The sequence below is a fragment of the Streptomyces sp. NPDC055962 genome (genome assembly GCF_042270185.1).
GTDB lineage: Bacteria > Actinomycetota > Actinomycetes > Streptomycetales > Streptomycetaceae > Streptomyces.
The window spans coordinates 303,934-320,853 of sequence record NZ_JBHJYN010000005.1 but is presented as its reverse complement, the minus strand read 5'-3'; the positions used below and the strand labels follow the sequence as shown (position 1 = coordinate 320,853).

Sequence of the window (16,920 nt, the reverse complement as noted above, 5' to 3'; positions counted from 1 at the left end):
CGGACCGCGCCCGCCGGATTGAATTGTTTCAATCGGTTCGGGACGCTAACCGCGTTCACGGGATACCGTCAAGATCGGAGCGACGCCACCCGAATATACCGAGGCGTGGGGCAGGTGCGCGCGTTTCCATCTGCCACCCTCGGCATGAATCGATTCATGTCGTCCGGGTCACCCCACCGCCCGCCGAGGGCCACGAGAGCCCCGGTCAGATCCCGTGCTTCTTCAGGATCGCCTCGATGTCGCTGAAGTCGTCACCGGGCGCGGGTTCCTGCCGCGACTTCCTGCCGGACCCGTCCTGCGTCCTCGGCGCCGTCGCCCCGGCTCCGGAGGTGAGGGAGGGCGACGAGGCGGCCGGCGCCACGGCCGCGCCACGCTCCGCGGCCCGCGCCGCCTTGCGCTCCTTGCGCGTCGAGCCGCTGCGGCGCTCCACGGCACGCGTGGTCACGAAGAGCAGCCAGGCCAGGGCCAGCAGACCGAAGCCGAGCCAGACACTCGGCTTGAAGGCGATGTCCGACACCCACTCCACGACGCCGGTCATCACCAGACCGACCGGGACGAGCGCGTAGGCGGCGATCCGGGTCGCCGTGAGGAACCGCTTCCGGTACGCGGTGATGGCGGCGATGCCCAGACCGGCAGCCGACACCGCGGAACAGATGGTCTCGGCAAGCATCGGTGCCTCCAGCGCTCGGGATACGTCCCTTCCATCCTGCACCGGTCACCCTCGCCGGGGCCACGGTCCGGGACCACATCAGGGACATTTCAGGGCCGGCGTCCTCCCCAGGTCCCGATTGGGACGCGCAGGTCCCGCCTGGAAGACTGGCCGCATGAGCGATTCCCCCTCCTCGGCGCCGGTCGTCCTCGACCTCTGGTGCGAGCTCGAGTGCCCCGACTGCCACCGGGCACTGTCCGACGTCCACGCCCTGCGCGACCGCTACGGCGACCGGCTGGAGGTACGGCTGCGCCACTTCCCGCTCGACAAGCACAAGCACGCCTTCGCCGCGGCGCAGGCCGCCGAGGAGGCCCTCGTCCAGGGCAAGGGCTGGCCGTACATCGAGGCCGTCCTGGCCCGCACCGCCGACCTCGCCCGCACGGGCGAGCCGCTGCTGATCGAGGTGGCGGGTGAACTGGGCCTGGACGCCGAGGAGTTCGACACGGCTCTCATCGACGGCCGGCACATGCTGATCGTGGACGCGGACCAGGCCGAGGGCAAGGCGATCGGCGTGACCGGGACGCCGACCTACGTCATCGGCGACGAGCGGCTGGACGGCGGGAAGAGCCAGGACGGGCTGCGCGCGCGCATCGAGGAGATCGCCGACCGCCTGCTCGCCGGCCAGGGCTGACCCCCGGCCCCGGGTGGCCGGCTACAGCGCCTTGGCCAGGTTGTACTGCGTGACCTCGTAGCCGAGCGACTCGTACAGTCTCAGCGCGGGCGTGTTGGTCGTGAAGACATGCAGGCCGAGCACGCCGAGACCCGCGTCGAGGGTGACGTCCTCCGCAAGGTGCATCAGCGCCCGGCCGTAGCCGTGCCCCCGGTGCTCCTCGCGCACCTCGACGTCGAACACGTAACCGAGGTCGTCGCCGTCAGCCCTCTCGCGCCGGGCCACCCACACATAGCCGACGACGGCCCCGCCGTGGACGAGGACGTGGAAGTACATGCCAGGGGTGGCGAGGCCGTCCGGCAGGTTCACGGCATGGTCGTTCTCGGACTTGCGCCGCGCCTGCTCCTCCGGAACGCCGCGCTCCATCCATTCCCGCGCGTACGTCCCGACGCTGGTGGCCGCCCACGCGGCGTACTCCTGCTCCGTCATCGGACGCCCCGTGACTCCGGACGGCAGTGCGGGCGCGGTCCTCCGCAGGGTCTTCACCATGTTGCGGCTGCGTTCGGTGTAGCCGAGGACGGCCGCCAGGGACCGGGCCGCGTCGTTGTCCACCGGGGCCACCAGGCGGACCTGGGTGCAGCCCCAGCCGCGCAGCACCTCCTCGGCGGCGAGCGCGGCGATGGTCCCGCGGCCGCGCCTGCGGTGGGCCTCCTCGATGCCGAGCGAGTGGAGTATGCCCGCCGAGGGGCCGAACGCCGGGTCGGTGGAGACGGAGACGGCCCCGACGGGCCGCCCGTTGTCCCACACGTCGTACGTGCGTTCCCGTGCGCCGTCGGCGCTGTGCTGGACCGGCCCGGCCGGCCGGATGGTCGTGGTCATCAGGGTGTTCTATCCGCTGGAAGGCCGGCCGTCATCCCCTTTACGGATTCCGGCTCACAGGTCCGGTCACGGATCGAGGTCGTCCGCCGCGCGCTCGTCGAAGACACGCATGGCCTTGGCCGTCACGGGCCCGGGAGCGTCCGCGAGCGCGCGCCCGTCGACCCGGTGGACCGCCTGGACGTCCCGGAGCGTGGAGGTCAGGAAGATCTCGTCGGCGTGTTCGAGCACGTCCAGCGGGAGATCCGTCTCCTGCGCACCGGTCCACTCCACGGTGAGGGCGCGGGTGATCCCCGCGAGGCAGCCCGAGGCGATCGGCGGGGTGTGGATCCGGCCGTCGAGGACGACGAAGACGTTGGAGCCGGTGCCCTCGCAGAGGTGCCCGACCGTGTTGGGGAAGAGCGCCTCCGAGGCGCCCTGCTCATGGGCGCGCGCGAGAGCGATGACGTTCTCGGCGTACGAGGTGGTCTTCAGCCCCGTCACCGCGCCGCGCTCGTTGCGCGTCCAGGGGACGGTGACCACGGCGGTGCTGTCGGGGCGGCGCGAGGTCTCCCCCATCGCGACGACCAGGGTCGGGCCCGCGTCGCCGCGGTCGGAGCCGAGCGGCGAGAGGCCTCCGGTGTAGGTGATGCGGAGCCGGCCGAGCTCCATGGGATTGCCCTCGACGACGGCGGCGACCGCACGGCGGACCTCGTCGTGGTCCGGGTCGGCCAGGCCCAGCCCCCTGGCCGAACGCGTCATCCGGTCGAGGTGCCGGGTGAGGGCGAACGGCCGGCCGCCGGCGACCCGGACCGTCTCGAAGATGCCGTCCCCCACGGTCAGCCCGTGGTCGAGGACGGACAGCCGGGCGTCATCGGCGTCGTGCAGTCCGCCGTTGACCCAGATCCTCATGACGCGGTCCTTCCTGTCGTCCCGTGTTCCCCGTGGGCGCCTGACGCTACAGCCAGCAGTCTCGACGCCTTGAGCTCGGTCTCCGCCCATTCCCGCGCCGGGTCCGACCCCCAGGTGATGCCCGCCCCCGTACCGAAGCGGAGAAGGGGGGACGGCCCGGTCCGGTCGATCCAGAAGGTCCGTATGCCGACGGCCAGCTCCGCGGTCCCCCGGTCGGCGTCCACCCAGCCGACCGCTCCGCAGTACGGACCCCGGGGGGCCGTCTCCAGGGCCTCGATGATCCGCAGCGCGCTGGACTTGGGCGCGCCCGTGACGGATCCGGGCGGGAACGCCGCGGTGAACAGCTCGGGCCATCCCGCGTCGTCGGCGAGCCGCCCGCGCACGGTGGAGACGAGGTGGACCAGCCCGGGATGCTTCTCCACCGCGCAGAGGTCGGGGACGCTCACGCTGCCCGGCACGCAGACCCGGCCCACGTCGTTGCGGACGAGGTCCACGATCATCACGTTCTCCGCGTGGTCCTTCTCCAGCAGATCGTCCTCGGTGCGCCCGGTGCCCTTGATCGGACCGGATTCGACGGTCCGCCCGTCACGCGCGAGGAAGAGCTCGGGGGACGCGGTGGCGATCTCCACGCCGTGCTCCGGGAGCCGGAGCGTTCCCGCGTAGGGGGCGGGGTTGCCCCGGGCGAGCAGGGCGGTGAGGGCGTCCACGTCCGCCCGGGGGTCGGGCAGGGGCGCGGAGAGGACCCGGCAGAGGTTGGCCTGGTAGACCTCACCGGCCGCGATGTGTTCACGGATCCGACGCACTCCGGCCGTGTAGGCGACCTCGTCGAGTGAGGACGTCCACTCCTCCGCCGCCGGCCCCCGCCAGGCTCCGGGCACGGGGAGGGGCACCTCCTCGGACCGGACCGAGTCGAAGCGGGCGCAGACCAGAGCGCCCTCGAAATCAGCGGATACCGCCCAGAAACCGGACGATTCAAGGGCCGCCGGGTCACTGGTGACGTCCCGCAGCCCGGAGGCCACGAGGCCGCCGAAGCGGGCGAGGGGGGTGAGGTCGGGCACGTGACCGAGTCTAGGGCGGCACGCGATGACCTGCGGCGGGCGGCGGTGGCGCAGCACGCTGCGCAAACGCGTTTTTGTGCTGGCCCGGGAATCCGCTAGAGTTCAACACGTCGCCGGGACGCGCAAGCGGAACGGGAAAGACAAGCGGACGTAGCTCAGTTGGTAGAGCGCAACCTTGCCAAGGTTGAGGTCGCCAGTTCGAACCTGGTCGTCCGCTCGCAGAAGGTGGGGGATCTTCCCGAACCCCCACCCCTGGTGGAGTGGCCGAGAGGCGAGGCAACGGCCTGCAAAGCCGTCTACACGGGTTCAAATCCCGTCTCCACCTCCAAGGACGATTAGCTCAGCGGGAGAGCGCTTCCCTGACACGGAAGGGGTCACTGGTTCAATCCCAGTATCGTCCACCGATCCGCAAGGATCCCCGCGCGATTAGCTCAGCGGGAGAGCGCTTCCCTGACACGGAAGAGGTCACTGGTTCAATCCCAGTATCGCGCACGCAGTACACGCAGGGTCACCCTGCGCGATTAGCTCAGCGGGAGAGCGCTTCCCTGACACGGAAGAGGTCACTGGTTCAATCCCAGTATCGCGCACCAGCCGAAGCCCCCGGTCGTCTCGACGACCGGGGGCTTCGTCGTGGGCGGTGCGGGTCAGCCGGTGAAGAGCTGGGTGGCCTTGCGGACGAGCTCGTACAGCCCGTAGCCGAACGGCACGGCGACCCAGAGCCAGACGAACGCCATGAGCGGCTTACGACTCCTGGTGGACACGGGGGCTCCCTTCCTGCGGCTGTGCCTCGTGGAAACGTGCGTGGACGGGGCGTATGCACTCGTTGGCGACGAAGCCGACGACCAGCAGTCCGATCATGATCGTCAACGAGGTCGTGTAGAGGCTGGGGCCGCTGTGACCGGCACGCTCCCCCGCGTCCGCGACCCGGTTGACGATGAGCGGGCCGAGCACCCCGGCCGTGGACCAGGCGGTGAGCAGCCGGCCGTGGATCGCTCCCACCTGGTACGTGCCGAAGAGGTCGCGCAGATAGGCGGGAGCCGTCGCGAAGCCGCCGCCGTAGAAGGACAGGATCACGAGGGCGCAGCAGATGAAGAGCGGCTTGGAGTCGTTGCCCAGCTGTGCGATGACCACGTACATGAGCGCGCCGACGCCGAGGTAGATCCGGTACATGTTCTTGCGGCCGATCAGGTCCGACGTGGAGGACCACAGGAGACGGCCGCCCATGTTGGCGAGCGAGAGCAGGGCGACGAAGCCGGCCGCCGCGGAGACCGAGACCGGGGTGGAGGTGTCCGCGAAGAAGTCCTGGATCATGGGGACGGCCTTCTCGAGGATGCCGATGCCCGCGGTGACGTTCATGCAGAGGACCACCCACAGGCACCAGAACTGCGGGGTACGCAGGGCGTTGCGGGCGGAGACCTGGGCGTTGGTGACGAGCCTCCGGGTCTCCTGCTTCGGTTCCCAGCCGTCGGGGAGCCACCCCTCCGGCGGCACCCTCACCAGGAAGACGCCGAGCGCCATGAAGGCCGCGTAGACGACGCCGTGGACGAGGAAGGCGGTGGCGATGCCGGATCGGTCCGTGCCGAAGCTCTCCAGCATCCCGGTGGACCAGGGCGAGGCGATGAGGGCGCCGCCGCCGAACCCCATGATGGCGATGCCGGTCGCCATGCCGGGGCGGTCGGGGAACCACTTGATGAGCGTGGAGACCGGCGAGATGTAGCCGATGCCGAGCCCTATGCCACCGATGAACCCGTAGCCGAGGACCACGAGCCAGTACTGGCCGGAGGCGGCGCCGAGCGCGGCGACGAGGAAGCCGGACGAGAAGCAGACGAGGGAGACGAACATGGCCCAGCGGGGGCCGTTGCGTTCGACGAGGGTGCCGCCGAAGGCGGCGGAGAGGCCGAGCATGACGATGCCCAGCTGGAACGGGAGCGCACTGGCGGTGCCCGAGAGGCCGAGGGCGGATTCGAGCGGGAGCTTGAAGACGCTCCAGGCGTAGGCCTGTCCGATGGAGAGGTGCACGGCCAGCGCGGCGGGCGGCACGAGCCAGCGGCTCCACCCCGGGGGCGCGACAGTTCGGGACCTGTCGAGGAAGTTCATGGGTCCGCACTGTAGGCATCAGCCATGGCCATGACTAGATCATGAACGCATCTCCGTCGACCGTATGCAATGCGGGTCCGGGCATCGGCCCGGACCCGCCCTGCGGCTGCTGCCGTCCGGAGGAGCGGTCAGGAGCTGAACAGCATCCGGCCGAAGCTCTTCTGACGGTGGTGGCCGCCGTAGTGGCCACCCTGGTGCGGCGCTCCCCAGGCGGGGGCCGGCGCGGCGGGGTAGGCCTGCGGGGCGGGCGGCGGGGGCGGCGCCTGCTGGGCCCACTGCGACTCCAGGCGCGTCAGGGACTCCAGCTCGCCGTAGTCGAGGAATATCCCCCGGCATCCGCTGCACTGCTCGATCTGGACGCCGTTGCGGTTGTACGTGTGCATCTGGGCGTGACACTTGGGGCACTGGATCATCGGGTCGGCTCCTCAGGTCGTGACGACGTCGCCGGAATGCATGCCCGGCGGCGATCGCTTCACCCTACGACGCCGGTTCGGACACCAACTCGGGCGGGAGGGACGCAATTCGGGCACATGCGTCGATCATCAACTGTTCCACCTCATCCGGACTGCGCTCCTCCGCCACGGACTTGGCCAGGGCGAGGGCGGCCGTCTGCACGGTGAGCGCCCGTGCCACGGTGTCCAGCTCGGGCCAGGGATCCCCCTCGGCCCGCACGGCCGGGCCGCCGGCCGCCCGGTAGGCGCCGAGGAAGCGCAGCCAGATCTCGGGCGGCAACAGCCCTGCCGCGTACCAGGCGGCGGGTCGTGCGAGGTCCCAGGCGGGGTCGCCCAGGCCCGCGTCGTCGATGTCGATCAGCAGCCAGGGTCCGTGCGGCGCGGGGTGCCGGACGAGCTGGCCGAGGTGGAGGTCGCCGTGGCAGACGTAACCGTCGCGGTGCCCCGGCATCGGGTCCTCGCCGCGGGCCCAGCCCGGCAGGCCCTGCCACGCGGCCAGCACGGGAGCGACGGCCGGGTCGTCCGGGCGGGCGGCACGCATCCGCGCGACGGCCCGTACGGCCTTGACCGGTCCCCGCATCGGCGGGAGGGGATGCGGGGGCGGGGTGCGGTGCAGCCGGGCGAGGAGGACGGCGGCCTCCTCCCAGGGGGCGGCGCCAGGGTCCGACGGGTCCACGGGCGCACCGTACGGCCAGAGGCTCACGGTGCGGCCACAGGCGCCCGCGGGCGCCCCGTCGGCGGTGGGGAGCGGCTGGAGCAGGATGCCCTCCAGGCGGGGGGACGCGGCCAGGGAGAGACGGGCCGCGAGGGCGGGGGTCTCGGTGTCGGGGGCGTGGGCCTTGGCCACGACGTGGCCGCTGCGCACCACGGTGCCGTCGGGCCGGTCCGCGAGCACCTGGGGCGGGGCGCACACGCAGACCGCCGCGCCCGCGTGGACCCTGCCGTGCGCGAGGTCGCCGAGCGCGCGAACGACAGGGGTGGTGGTCATCGGCTCGGCTCCCGCTGCGGTGATGGGCCGGCCCCCGCGGCGGGCCCCGGCCGTGATCGTACGCGGCCGCTCCCCCCCGGCCCGGCAGGCGGCCGGTCACGGCCGGTCCGGCGGGTGGACGCGCCGCGCGGCGGGGTGGCCGCGCGGGAGGGGCCGGGGTGGACGCGCCGGGAGGGCCGGGGTGGAGGGCCAGGTGGACGCCCCGGGACGGCCGGGGTGGAGAGCCAGGTGCACGCCCCGGGACGGCCGGGTGGGCGCGCCGGGACGGCCGGGTGGGCGCGCGCTTGGTCCGTACGGCCGGCGCGGCACGGTCCGGGTGGACCCACGGGACGGAACCGGGCGGCGGCCGTGTGAAGGACTTCGAAAAGGGTCCGGACAGCGCGATGTCCGGCCAGCTCCCCAGCTGGCCGGACAAACGCTGCCGTCCGCCGCACCCCCGTCCCCACGGGGCTGTTGGCCGGATGTCCCGGTCCGGACCGCTCTTCCGGACCCGGGGCGCCGCTCAGCGCCCCAGCATCACGCCCACGGACGACGCCTGTGTGACCACTGCGTCCCAGCCGCCGAAGACGACGACCAGCAGGGCCGCCAGAGGAAGAACCATGGCAGTCGCCACCAGCGGGTGCCGCGTGCCGGACGGACGTACGCCGAACGAGGCGTACGCCTTGCGCTCCCGCGTGCGGATCATGGTCCGCGTCGCCGTGTCCGCCATGGTTCCTCTCCTGACTGTTCCGGAGCGGCGGGCGTCTGGCCTCGGGGGACGAGTTCCACGCCCGCCGCTTGACCTCAACACTAGGGAGACGGGAACCACCCGGCGTCATGCCCGCGTACCGAATACCGGGCCTCCCGGAGGATGAGCCGGGCCCCTCCGGCGTACTCCCCTGGGTGGAGAACAGGTGCCGGATGCGGCACCCGGCACCTAAGGGGCGCCCCTCAGGAACCGTCTCCGGTCAGACCTCCCCCTCGGCCATGGCGAGCAGCCGGTCGAAGACGGCCGGGTCGGCACGGACACCGTCGTGGGCGTGATCGGGGGTGACCCAGGCGCGCAGCCCCCGGACCGCCCCGGCGGTGGCGAGGGACTGCTCGCGGTCGACGTACATGTCGGCGTCGTAGACGGCGGCCACGACGGGGACCTCGTTGGCCGCGAGCCGCGAGAGGTCGTAGAGGGCCGGCCAGTCCGTGCGCGCGGCAAGGGCTTCCGCGGCTCCTCGCAGCGGGACGAGGGCCGGGTCCTCCTCGAACTGCCAGGGGTACACCATCTCGCCGGTGAAGCGGACCGGGCCGCCCGGCCTGGCGTCGAAGGCGGGGAACTCCTCGCGGACACGGTGCGCCGACCAGGCGGTGGGGCGGGGCCCCTGGGCGTAGATGGGCTCGTGGAGTGCCGCGTAGAGGGGGCGTTCGGCGAAGGACACGGCGGCGTCCACGCCCCGCAGGAACGTGTCGGTGAGCTCGGGCCCCCGGGCTCCGTCGGTGAACGCGGTCTCCAGGAGGTAGTGGAGCGAGTCGAACTTCGCCGATGTGCCGAAGGTGATGCCGAGCGTCTGGAAGCGGCGCACGGTGAGGCGTTCACCGGTCGGCATGCGCACGTCGTGCGCGTCCAGGTGGGCGGCGACGGCGTCGGCGATCGGCTGGTCGGCCGGATAGCGGGCGAAGTAGCGCTCGTTGTGGGCGAGCGTGCGGGCGTAGGCCGCCCGGTACACGTCGTCGGCGTGGCCGGTCAGTGTCGGCAGACCACCGGTGATGTAGGCCTGGGTCAGCCCTTCGGGCGCGAGGCCGAGGTAGGTGAGGGTGGCGAAACCGCCGAAGCTCTGCCCGAGGACGCTCCACGGCTGTTCGTCCTGGAGGTACCGGCGCAGGAGTTCGGCGTCACGGACGATCGAGTCGGCCCGGAAATGGCCGAGATGGGCGGCGACCGCCCCGTGGTCCGTGCCGAACCGGGCGAGGGTGAGCCGGTCGGCGGGGGTGGAACGGCCGGTGCCGCGCTGGTCCATGAGGACGACCCGGTGGCCGGCGAGCGCACTGCGGAGCCAGGCGCCTGCCGCGTTCGGCCGCTCCGCCCGTCCGCCCGGGCCGCCCTGGAGCCAGAGCAGCCGGGGCAGTTTCTCGTGCTCCCGGCCCTCGGCGACCACTTCGCGGGCGAACAGACCGATGGCCGGGCCGTCGGGGTCGCTGTGGTCGAGCGGCACGTCGAGGGTGTGGTCGGTGCAGACCAGGCCGCCGTGGCGGTAGGTGACGGGCGAAGAGGTGGGCATGGGCGCTCCTTGTCGCGGGAGGGGGTGCTCGCCGGGCGTGACGGGGGCACGCCCCGACGGAAGAAGCAGCGGCGGGCAGGCTTCCGGTGCCTGCCCGCCGCCGCCCGGGGCTCAGTAGCCGGCGACGCCGAGGTCGCGGCAGATCTCGACGAGGTCGGGGTGCACGTAGCGCCCGTTCTCCTCGATCGCGACCCCGTCCAGGTAGATGGACGGGCCGAGCACGCTGCCGTCGGTGTGCGCGGCGGCGACCCAGGGCTCGCCGCCGATCCAGGCGCCCTTCGTGCCGATGCCGAGCTCCACGCATCCGAAGACGCGCTCGTCCTCCACGATGCGGCCCGTGGGGGCGAGGACGCCCGGGTTGAAGCCGAGGGACCAGTGCGCCACGCGGAACATGTTCGGGTCGTCGAAGGACTCCATCCAGCGTCGGAAGGTGTCGGCGTCGGCGCCGCCCTCGATCTTCGTGACGACGCCCTTCTCGACGGTGCAGCGGACCGGGGAGCGCAGCAGGCCGATCTCGTCCGGCGGCCACAGGGCGCCGTCGAAGACGAGGACGCCGTCCTGGGTCTCCTCCAGCGGGTTCCAGGAGATCTGGCCGGAGAGCATGACCGTCTCGCCGGGCTTCTCGGCGGGCTTGCCCCGCAGGTTGATCGGGCGGTCACCGTTGCGGCCGACGAGGTCGGTGCCGTTGGCGGAGGTGATGCGTACCTCGTCGGCGGCCTCCAGGAGCGCGACGAGGGCCTTGCCGAGGCGGATGACGCCCTGGAAGTCGGGGCGGCCGACGGTGGCGACCAGCATCTGGACGTCCATGGCGGTGAGGTTGGTGTAACGGCAGCCGTTGGCCATGGCGGCGCGGAAGGCGTCGGAGTGCATGACGTAGGAGACGGCGAACTCGATCCACACGTCCGCGTCGGCTATCGCACCGGCTACGGGGCGGGGCGGCTCCATGGAGGCGCCGGGCATCGTCTCGTACCAGACGATGACGGGGTGCGCGCCTGCCGCGGCGACGGCCTGCGCGGTGGCTTCGAGCACCCGTCGGTCGCTGCTCGTGTCCCCGGTGAGGACGACGTGTTCGCCCCGCTTGACGAGCATGACCTCCTCGACGAGCTTGCGTGCGGCCAGGGCCAGTTCGAAGCTGAGGTACTCGGAACGCGGTTCGAGCCTGCTGTACATGTCCACGGTGGGGTTCTCCTTGCCTTGCGGGTGGTGCGGGGTGGTGCGGGTGGTGGCTTGAGGGGTCAGGCCTTGAGGATCTGGGCGGAGTCTCCGAGCGAGCTGCCCGCGATCACTCCGGCGCCGACCAGGTTGAGTTCCTCGTCGGCGGCGGGGCCGCGCAGCCTGCGGTAGACGACGCGGACGGCGAGCGCGCCGAGGACCAGCCAGCAGGCCTGCGGGGTGAGGATGAGCAAGCCGGTGGCGAGCATGACGCCCATCTGGCGGCGGGTTCCGCCGATCAGCTGGATGACGGCTCCCGGGATGGCCCAGAGCAGCATGGTGCGTACCGCGTCGGGGTCGCTGAGACCGCTCTTGATGGTGTCGGCGTACACCTTGGCGACGGGCGGGATGAGGCCCTGTCCGAAGTAGGAGCGCCAGGCGACGGCGACGACCACCAGGGCGACGCCGAAGCCGATGAGGGCGGCCAGGAACTGCTGGCGGCGGCCCTCGCGCTCGTACGGGTCCCAGGGGCGGTGGTCGCGGCGGAGCAGCCAGCCCGCCTTGAGGTCGTAGCCCATGTCGGCGAAGGCGGGGCCGGTGGCGGAGACGTACCCGATCAGGAGGGCCAGCGGCACGGAGGGAATGCCCATGGCGAGCCCGAGGATCAGGAAGATCAGGGTGACCGCGAAGGACGGGAACCAGCCGGACTGCATGGCGGCGAGTCCGACGATCAGCTCGTGGACCAGCGCGGCGAACGCGGCGAAGAGGACCCAGCCGACGATCCCGAGCGGGCTCATGTCGCCGATGAGCCCGCCGAGCACGGCGAGCACGACGGCGCCCGCGGTGAACAGCGCGTAGCCGCGGACCAGGGCGAGCCGCAGGGCACGCTCGTCGACGGTGTACTCGACGGTCGGGTCGGTGACGGCACGGGTGGAGGCCGTCTCCCGGTCCGCTTCCTGCTTCTTGCGGGCGCGGCGGCCGACGAGCATGTGGACCGCCTGCCCCAGGGCGACGATGCCCGCGCCGACCATGACGCCGTGCGGGATGAAGCCGGCCCCCAGGTCGGTGCCGAAGAGGTCGGGGCTGTACTGCCGCAGCATCAGGCCGATGCCGAACATCATCAGGGCCCAGACGTTGCCCAGGAAGGCCACACCGGCGGCGGAGAGCGGCAGGCTGAGGAGCGTTCCCGCGAGGCCGACGGCGGTGCCGCCGGCGAGGATCAGCGCGCGGCGGCCTCCCCGGTCGCCGGCCCTGATGGTCTCGGCGGCAGCCGTCCCGGGCGGCCAGGGGGCGTCGGCGGGCAGCAGCCGGGACCCGAAGGCCCGGTAGAGCACCCAGGCGTCCACGACCAGGCCGATGAACGATCCCGCGAGCATGGGCCAGACCAGGTCCTGACGTCCGAAGACGTAGGGGATGGCCACGGACGTCAGGAGCGCGTTCGCCGAGGCGAAGGTCGCCGCGGAGATGGCGCTCTGGGCGAGGTTCTGCCGGTGCACGGACCTCATGGGGCGCAGGAACCCGAGGGGGATGCGGCCGATGAGCATGGCGACGAGCGCGCCGACGACCGAGGTGTTGGCGGAGATGCCCAGCTTGGACACCAGGTCGATGCCGATCACGGCGCCGACGGCGGCGAGCACCACCAGGACGGCCAGCAGGACGGGTTCGAGGACCCGGGGGTGGGATCCGTCGTCCGTGGGACGGGACCGGGATCCGGACGGCGGCGGTTCGTGGTGCGGGGCGGAGGCGTGGTGCGCCACGGGGCACCCCCTTCGGTGAGCAGGGCTGGGAGGTGCTCTCCCCCGTCGGTGCGCGGGCAGGGCTGTGCGCACCGGCGGCGCGGGGCGCCGCGGGGTCGAGCGGTGGGCGTTCGGGGCGGGTTCAGCCGCCGAGGGCCGCGGTGATCTCCGCTGCCCCGGCGCGTGTCAGCGGTACGAGGGTGTCGACGGCCCGGTCCACACGGTGGGAGGGGCCGATCACGGTGAGGGAGGCCGCGACGGCTCCGCCCTGGAGGACCGGGGCCGAGACGGCGGTGACGGCCTCGTCGTACTCGCCGTAGCTGACGCAGTGCCCGTCGGAGCGGACCCGGGCGTAGCAGGCGAGCAGCGCGTCCAGGTCCGTGATGGTGCGGTCGTTGAACCGGGCGAGGCCGGTCGGTCCGAACATCTGCCGGATCTCGCGTTCGGGGTGGTATGCGAAGAGGGTGTGTCCGGACGCTCCGGCGTGGCCGGGCATGACCGCTCCGATGATGGCTGTGTAGCGGACGGGGCCGGTGCCGTCGACGGCGGCGGCGCAGCGGTAGCTGGAGCCGTGCGGGACGTTCAGCACGATGCTCTCGCCCGTCTCACGCAGCAGCCGGGCCAGTATCGGGCGGGCGAGGGACGGCAGGACACCGCTGTGTTCGCCGACCCGGGCGAGCCGGGACAGGGCGGGCCCGGGGCGGTAGCGGCGGCTGGTGTCGTCGCAGACGAGGAAGGAGCGGGCGGTCAGGGTGGTGAGCAGTCTCTGGACCACCGCCTTGTCCCAGCCGTGGTGGCGCGCGAGTTCGCTGACACCCCACTCGGGACGCTGCTCGGTGAAGGTGAGCAGGACGGCGAGGGCCCGGTCCACGGTCTGGAGGACGCCGGGCGCCTGGGGTGCGGCCGCGACCGGGGTGGTGTCGTCGCCGTGGTCCGCCATGGGCCCGGCCTCCTTCGTTCCGTACGGGTGGTTCGTGCGCCGGACTGCGGTCTGACGACCTGGCTCGGTGCGGAAATCGCAACGCCGTTGCGTTTTCTGGCGAAAGGATGCGGGCGCATGGACCGGGTGTCAAGGGTGTTCCGGAGATTCGCCCGGTGCCGTCCGGCGGGGTGACAGGGCCGCGTGCCGGGCGGGGCGGGGCGGACCGGGATCAGCCGCGCCGGGGGGGCAGGGTCAGCGGGCCGACGGTGAGGAGCAGCCGGGGGCGGGCATCCTGTGCGCGGGGCGGGCGAGGTCCCGGGCAGCGCGAAGACCCCCGGTGCCGTGGAGGCGGCCGGGGGTCGTCGCTTTGTCGGAGGCGGTGCGTCGTGTGCGCGGCGGCGGGCCCGGCACGGCGCTACGCGGGTCGGTACGCGGACGGGGGCGTGGGGCGGGGCCGGGCCGGGAGCTCTACCCGGCGCGGTTCAGGCGGTCAGGCCGTCCCGGTGGGGCGCTCGGAGGCGTCCTCCCGGGGGACCGGCTGTTCGACCAGGGCGAGCACCCTGGTCGCCATGAAGCGGGCGGTACGGACAACTGATCCACTTCGGGTGACTTCACTCACTTCCACCACACCCCTGCGGACCGCTGTCTCCACCCGGCGGCCCGCTCGTGAGGCCACCACTTCGTACGTCCTGGTCGTGTCACCCGCGTCCACGACTATTTCCACACGATCGCCCTTCATTGATCCAATCCCCCTTCTGCGACGGTCCTTTGAGATCTCGCACGGGCCACGGAACCTGGATCCCCGGCTCCCTGACCACTCCTCAATTCTCCCACCGGGCACTGACAATCGATGGGCGGGCGAGGGCGCGGCCTCTGAGCGCGCCGCGCCGCGGGTACGTAAGCTGTGCCTCGTCAGGCGGACCGGCAGCGGGGATGGGCAGACGATGGCGATGATGCGGCTCCGGCGCGAGGACCCGCGTGTCGTCGGCTCGTTCAGGCTGCACCGGCGGCTCGGCGCGGGTGGCATGGGCGTCGTCTACCTGGGTTCCGACCGCAGGGGCCAGCGGGTGGCGCTCAAGGTGATCCGCCCGGACCTGGCGGAGGACCAGGAGTTCCGCTCGCGCTTCGCGCGTGAGGTGTCCGCCGCCCGGAGGATCCGCGGCGGCTGCACGGCCCGGCTGGTGGCCGCCGACCTGGAGGCCGACCGCCCGTGGTTCGCGACACAGTACGTCCCGGGCCCCTCGCTGCACGACAAGGTCGTCGAGGAGGGCCCTCTGTCGGCCGCCGAGGTGGCCTCGATCGGGGCGGCGCTGTCGGAGGGTCTGGTGGCGGTGCACGAGGCCGGGGTCGTCCATCGTGACCTGAAGCCGTCCAACATCCTCCTCTCGCCCAAGGGCCCCCGGATCATCGACTTCGGCATCGCCTGGTCGACCGGTGCCAGCACGCTCACGCACGTGGGGACGGCCGTCGGTTCGCCCGGTTTCCTCGCGCCCGAGCAGGTGCGCGGCGCGGCGGTGACCCCCGCGACGGACGTGTTCTCGCTGGGCGCCACCCTGGCCTACGCGGCGATGGCCGACTCCCCTTTCGGGCACGGCAGCTCCGAGGTCATGCTCTACCGCGTGGTCCACGAGGAGCCGCATCTGTTCGACGTGCACGACGCGCTCGCCCCGCTCGTACGGGCCTGTCTGGCGAAGGACCCGGAGGAGCGGCCCAGCACGCTGCAGCTCTCCATGCGGCTCAAGGAGATCGCCGCGCGCGAGGCACAGGGGCTGCAGGAGCGCCGTCCGCCCGCGCAGCGGAGCGAGCAGGAGACGGACCGGCCGACCGGCCGCCTGGAGGGCCCGTACACCGAGCAGTCCACCCGGCGGGCGGCGGGAGGGCCCGCGCTGTCTCCGCGTGCTCCGGGGCGGCGCCCCGCGTCGTCGCGCCCGGCGGCTCCCCGTACGGGCGGGTCGCAGCCGCGGGGCACCCGCGGCGGCCCGCGGCGGGCGCAGCAGCCGCACGGGCCCGGCGGGACGAACGGCAGACAGGCCTCCCGGCCCGGCGTCCGGACGACCTCGGCGGGGAAGGGCGGGAAGCGGCGGCCGGCCAATCCGCGGCTGCTGCGTCAGCGTCTCGTCGTCTTCGTCGTGGTGACGCTGCTGGTCGCGCTGGGGATCGCGGCCGCTCAGGGCTGCCAGGGCCCCGCGCGCGGGCTGGGGGACACGACGCCACCGGTGTACGGCGGGGCGGCCGGCCGTCCGGCCGCGGTGGACGGGCCGTGACGGGGACGGCCGCGGGTCAGGAGGGCTCGGTCCGGGTCGCGTAGAAGGCGACGGCGGAGGCCGCGGCGACGTTGAGCGAGTCCACTCCGGCGTCCATCGGGATGCGGACGTGGGCGTCGGCGGCCGAGAGCGCCCCTGCCGTGAGACCGTCGCCCTCCGTACCGAAGACGAGCGCCAGCTTCTCGTGCCGCTGGGCGACGAGGTCGTCCAGGGTGATCGACCGGTCGCTGAGGCAGAGGGCGGCCGTGGTGAACCCGGCGTCGCGCAGCAGGGCGAGGTCCTCGGGCCACGAGGTCAGACGGGTCCACGGGACGTGGAAGACGGACCCCATCGAGACCTTGACCGCCCGGCGGTAGAAGGGGTCGGCGCAGCGCGGGGTGAGCAGCACGGCGTCGACGCCGAGGGCGGCCGCGTTGCGGAAGGCGGCTCCGACGTTCGCGTGGTCGACGATGTCCTCGAACACGGCCACCCGCCGTACGCTCCCCCGCTCGGGGGCCAGCAGCGTACCGACGTCGGGGAGCGGCTTGCGCTCCATGGAGGCAAGTGCCCCGCGGTGCACGTGGTAGCCGGTGACCTGCTCGGCGAGAGCCGGTGTCACCTCGTAGACCGGTGCGGTGGCCGCTTCGATGACGTCGCGCATGACGTCGGTCCACTTGGCGGTGAGCAGCATGGACCGCATCGCGTACCCGGCGTCGGCGGCACGCCGGATCACCTTCTCGCCCTCGGCGATGAAGAGGCCCTCGGCGGGCTCCCGGCGGCGCCGGAGTTCGACGTCGGTCAGGCCGGTGTAGTCGCCCAGACGCGGGTCGTCCGGGTCGTCGACGATGAGGGGTTCAGCCACGTGGTGCCACTGCCTTGTCGGGAGGGATGGGGATACCGGCGGACGAGCGTGCCGCCCGGCGGGCGTGGTGTCCGG

General features: G+C 72.6%; 16 protein-coding genes and 5 tRNA genes. 7 read left to right on the top strand and 14 right to left on the bottom strand.

From position 1 onward, the window contains the following. Window positions 1-205: 205 nt before the first annotated feature. A complete protein-coding gene (locus ACFC51_RS17625) occupies window positions 206-670 on the bottom strand; it encodes a hypothetical protein (RefSeq protein WP_376529490.1) in 465 nt (154 codons plus the stop codon). Between the two features lie 154 nt (window positions 671-824). Here ACFC51_RS17625 and ACFC51_RS17620 point away from each other — a divergent pair, with 154 nt between their 5' ends. Continuing rightward, complete coding sequence (locus ACFC51_RS17620; RefSeq protein WP_376373570.1) at window positions 825-1,340, top strand: DsbA family protein; 516 nt, start codon at window positions 825-827, stop codon at window positions 1,338-1,340. A gap of 21 nt (window positions 1,341-1,361) precedes the next feature. Here the strand turns inward: ACFC51_RS17620 and ACFC51_RS17615 are convergent, their stop codons facing one another. The 3 genes from ACFC51_RS17615 to ACFC51_RS17605 all read right to left on the bottom strand — a co-directional run bounded on the left by ACFC51_RS17615 (window position 1,362) and on the right by ACFC51_RS17605 (window position 4,144). Next, on the bottom strand, window positions 1,362-2,198 hold the full coding sequence (locus ACFC51_RS17615) for a GNAT family N-acetyltransferase (protein WP_376529487.1): 837 nt from the start codon (window positions 2,196-2,198) through the stop codon (window positions 1,362-1,364). A 66-nt stretch (window positions 2,199-2,264) separates the two neighbouring features. Continuing rightward, window positions 2,265-3,086 (bottom strand): aminotransferase class IV, encoded by an 822-nt coding sequence (locus ACFC51_RS17610; RefSeq protein WP_376529484.1) that lies wholly within the window; start codon window positions 3,084-3,086, stop codon window positions 2,265-2,267. After that, window positions 3,083-4,144, bottom strand: a complete 1,062-nt coding sequence (locus tag ACFC51_RS17605) for a chorismate-binding protein (RefSeq protein ID WP_376529481.1) — start codon at window positions 4,142-4,144, stop codon at window positions 3,083-3,085. The genes ACFC51_RS17610 and ACFC51_RS17605 overlap by 4 nt, the downstream gene beginning before the upstream one ends. 144 nt (window positions 4,145-4,288) lie before the next feature. On the opposite strand from ACFC51_RS17605, the gene ACFC51_RS17600 reads away from it, so the two are divergent. The 5 genes from ACFC51_RS17600 (at window position 4,289) to ACFC51_RS17580 (ending at window position 4,734) form a co-directional block, all read left to right on the top strand. Next, window positions 4,289-4,361, top strand: a tRNA-Gly gene (locus ACFC51_RS17600). A gap of 37 nt (window positions 4,362-4,398) precedes the next feature. Continuing rightward, window positions 4,399-4,472, top strand: a tRNA-Cys gene (locus tag ACFC51_RS17595). Window position 4,473: 1 nt separating this feature from the next. Next, window positions 4,474-4,545, top strand: a tRNA-Val gene (locus ACFC51_RS17590). A 19-nt stretch (window positions 4,546-4,564) separates the two neighbouring features. Beyond that, a tRNA-Val gene (locus ACFC51_RS17585) sits at window positions 4,565-4,636 on the top strand. Between the two features lie 23 nt (window positions 4,637-4,659). After that, a tRNA-Val gene (locus ACFC51_RS17580) sits at window positions 4,660-4,734 on the top strand. A 151-nt stretch (window positions 4,735-4,885) separates the two neighbouring features. Here ACFC51_RS17580 and ACFC51_RS17575 read toward each other — a convergent pair. The 9 genes from ACFC51_RS17575 to ACFC51_RS17535 all read right to left on the bottom strand — a co-directional run bounded on the left by ACFC51_RS17575 (window position 4,886) and on the right by ACFC51_RS17535 (window position 14,479). After that, window positions 4,886-6,241, bottom strand: a complete 1,356-nt coding sequence (locus ACFC51_RS17575; RefSeq protein WP_376529478.1) for an OFA family MFS transporter — start codon at window positions 6,239-6,241, stop codon at window positions 4,886-4,888. Window positions 6,242-6,369: 128 nt separating this feature from the next. Next, a complete protein-coding gene (locus ACFC51_RS17570; RefSeq protein WP_376373584.1) occupies window positions 6,370-6,654 on the bottom strand; it encodes a zf-TFIIB domain-containing protein in 285 nt (94 codons plus the stop codon). Window positions 6,655-6,718: 64 nt separating this feature from the next. Continuing rightward, window positions 6,719-7,681, bottom strand: a complete 963-nt coding sequence (locus tag ACFC51_RS17565; RefSeq protein WP_376529476.1) for a phosphotransferase — start codon at window positions 7,679-7,681, stop codon at window positions 6,719-6,721. 502 nt (window positions 7,682-8,183) lie between these two features. Beyond that, the gene (locus ACFC51_RS17560; protein WP_329226794.1) at window positions 8,184-8,390 is read right to left on the bottom strand and encodes a hypothetical protein; all 207 of its coding nucleotides are present in this window, start codon (window positions 8,388-8,390) and stop codon (window positions 8,184-8,186) included. Window positions 8,391-8,628: 238 nt separating this feature from the next. Beyond that, a complete protein-coding gene (locus ACFC51_RS17555; RefSeq protein WP_376373590.1) occupies window positions 8,629-9,930 on the bottom strand; it encodes an alpha/beta fold hydrolase in 1,302 nt (433 codons plus the stop codon). Between the two features lie 111 nt (window positions 9,931-10,041). Next, the gene (locus ACFC51_RS17550) at window positions 10,042-11,100 is read right to left on the bottom strand and encodes a hypothetical protein (protein WP_376372603.1); all 1,059 of its coding nucleotides are present in this window, start codon (window positions 11,098-11,100) and stop codon (window positions 10,042-10,044) included. Between the two features lie 65 nt (window positions 11,101-11,165). Then, window positions 11,166-12,839 carry an OPT/YSL family transporter gene (locus ACFC51_RS17545; protein ID WP_376529473.1) on the bottom strand — a complete coding sequence of 558 codons (1,674 nt, stop codon included), beginning with the start codon at window positions 12,837-12,839 and terminating at the stop codon, window positions 11,166-11,168. A gap of 121 nt (window positions 12,840-12,960) precedes the next feature. Further along, complete coding sequence (locus tag ACFC51_RS17540; protein ID WP_376372430.1) at window positions 12,961-13,758, bottom strand: IclR family transcriptional regulator; 798 nt, start codon at window positions 13,756-13,758, stop codon at window positions 12,961-12,963. Window positions 13,759-14,230: 472 nt separating this feature from the next. Further along, window positions 14,231-14,479, bottom strand: coding sequence for a hypothetical protein (locus ACFC51_RS17535; protein ID WP_376529471.1), 249 nt, complete (start codon window positions 14,477-14,479; stop codon window positions 14,231-14,233). A 205-nt stretch (window positions 14,480-14,684) separates the two neighbouring features. Here ACFC51_RS17535 and ACFC51_RS17530 point away from each other — a divergent pair, with 205 nt between their 5' ends. Further along, window positions 14,685-16,004 carry a protein kinase gene (locus tag ACFC51_RS17530; RefSeq protein ID WP_376529468.1) on the top strand — a complete coding sequence of 440 codons (1,320 nt, stop codon included), beginning with the start codon at window positions 14,685-14,687 and terminating at the stop codon, window positions 16,002-16,004. A 16-nt stretch (window positions 16,005-16,020) separates the two neighbouring features. Here the strand turns inward: ACFC51_RS17530 and ACFC51_RS17525 are convergent, their stop codons facing one another. After that, window positions 16,021-16,845 carry a TrmH family RNA methyltransferase gene (locus ACFC51_RS17525; RefSeq protein ID WP_376372437.1) on the bottom strand — a complete coding sequence of 275 codons (825 nt, stop codon included), beginning with the start codon at window positions 16,843-16,845 and terminating at the stop codon, window positions 16,021-16,023. Window positions 16,846-16,920 lie beyond the last annotated feature (75 nt).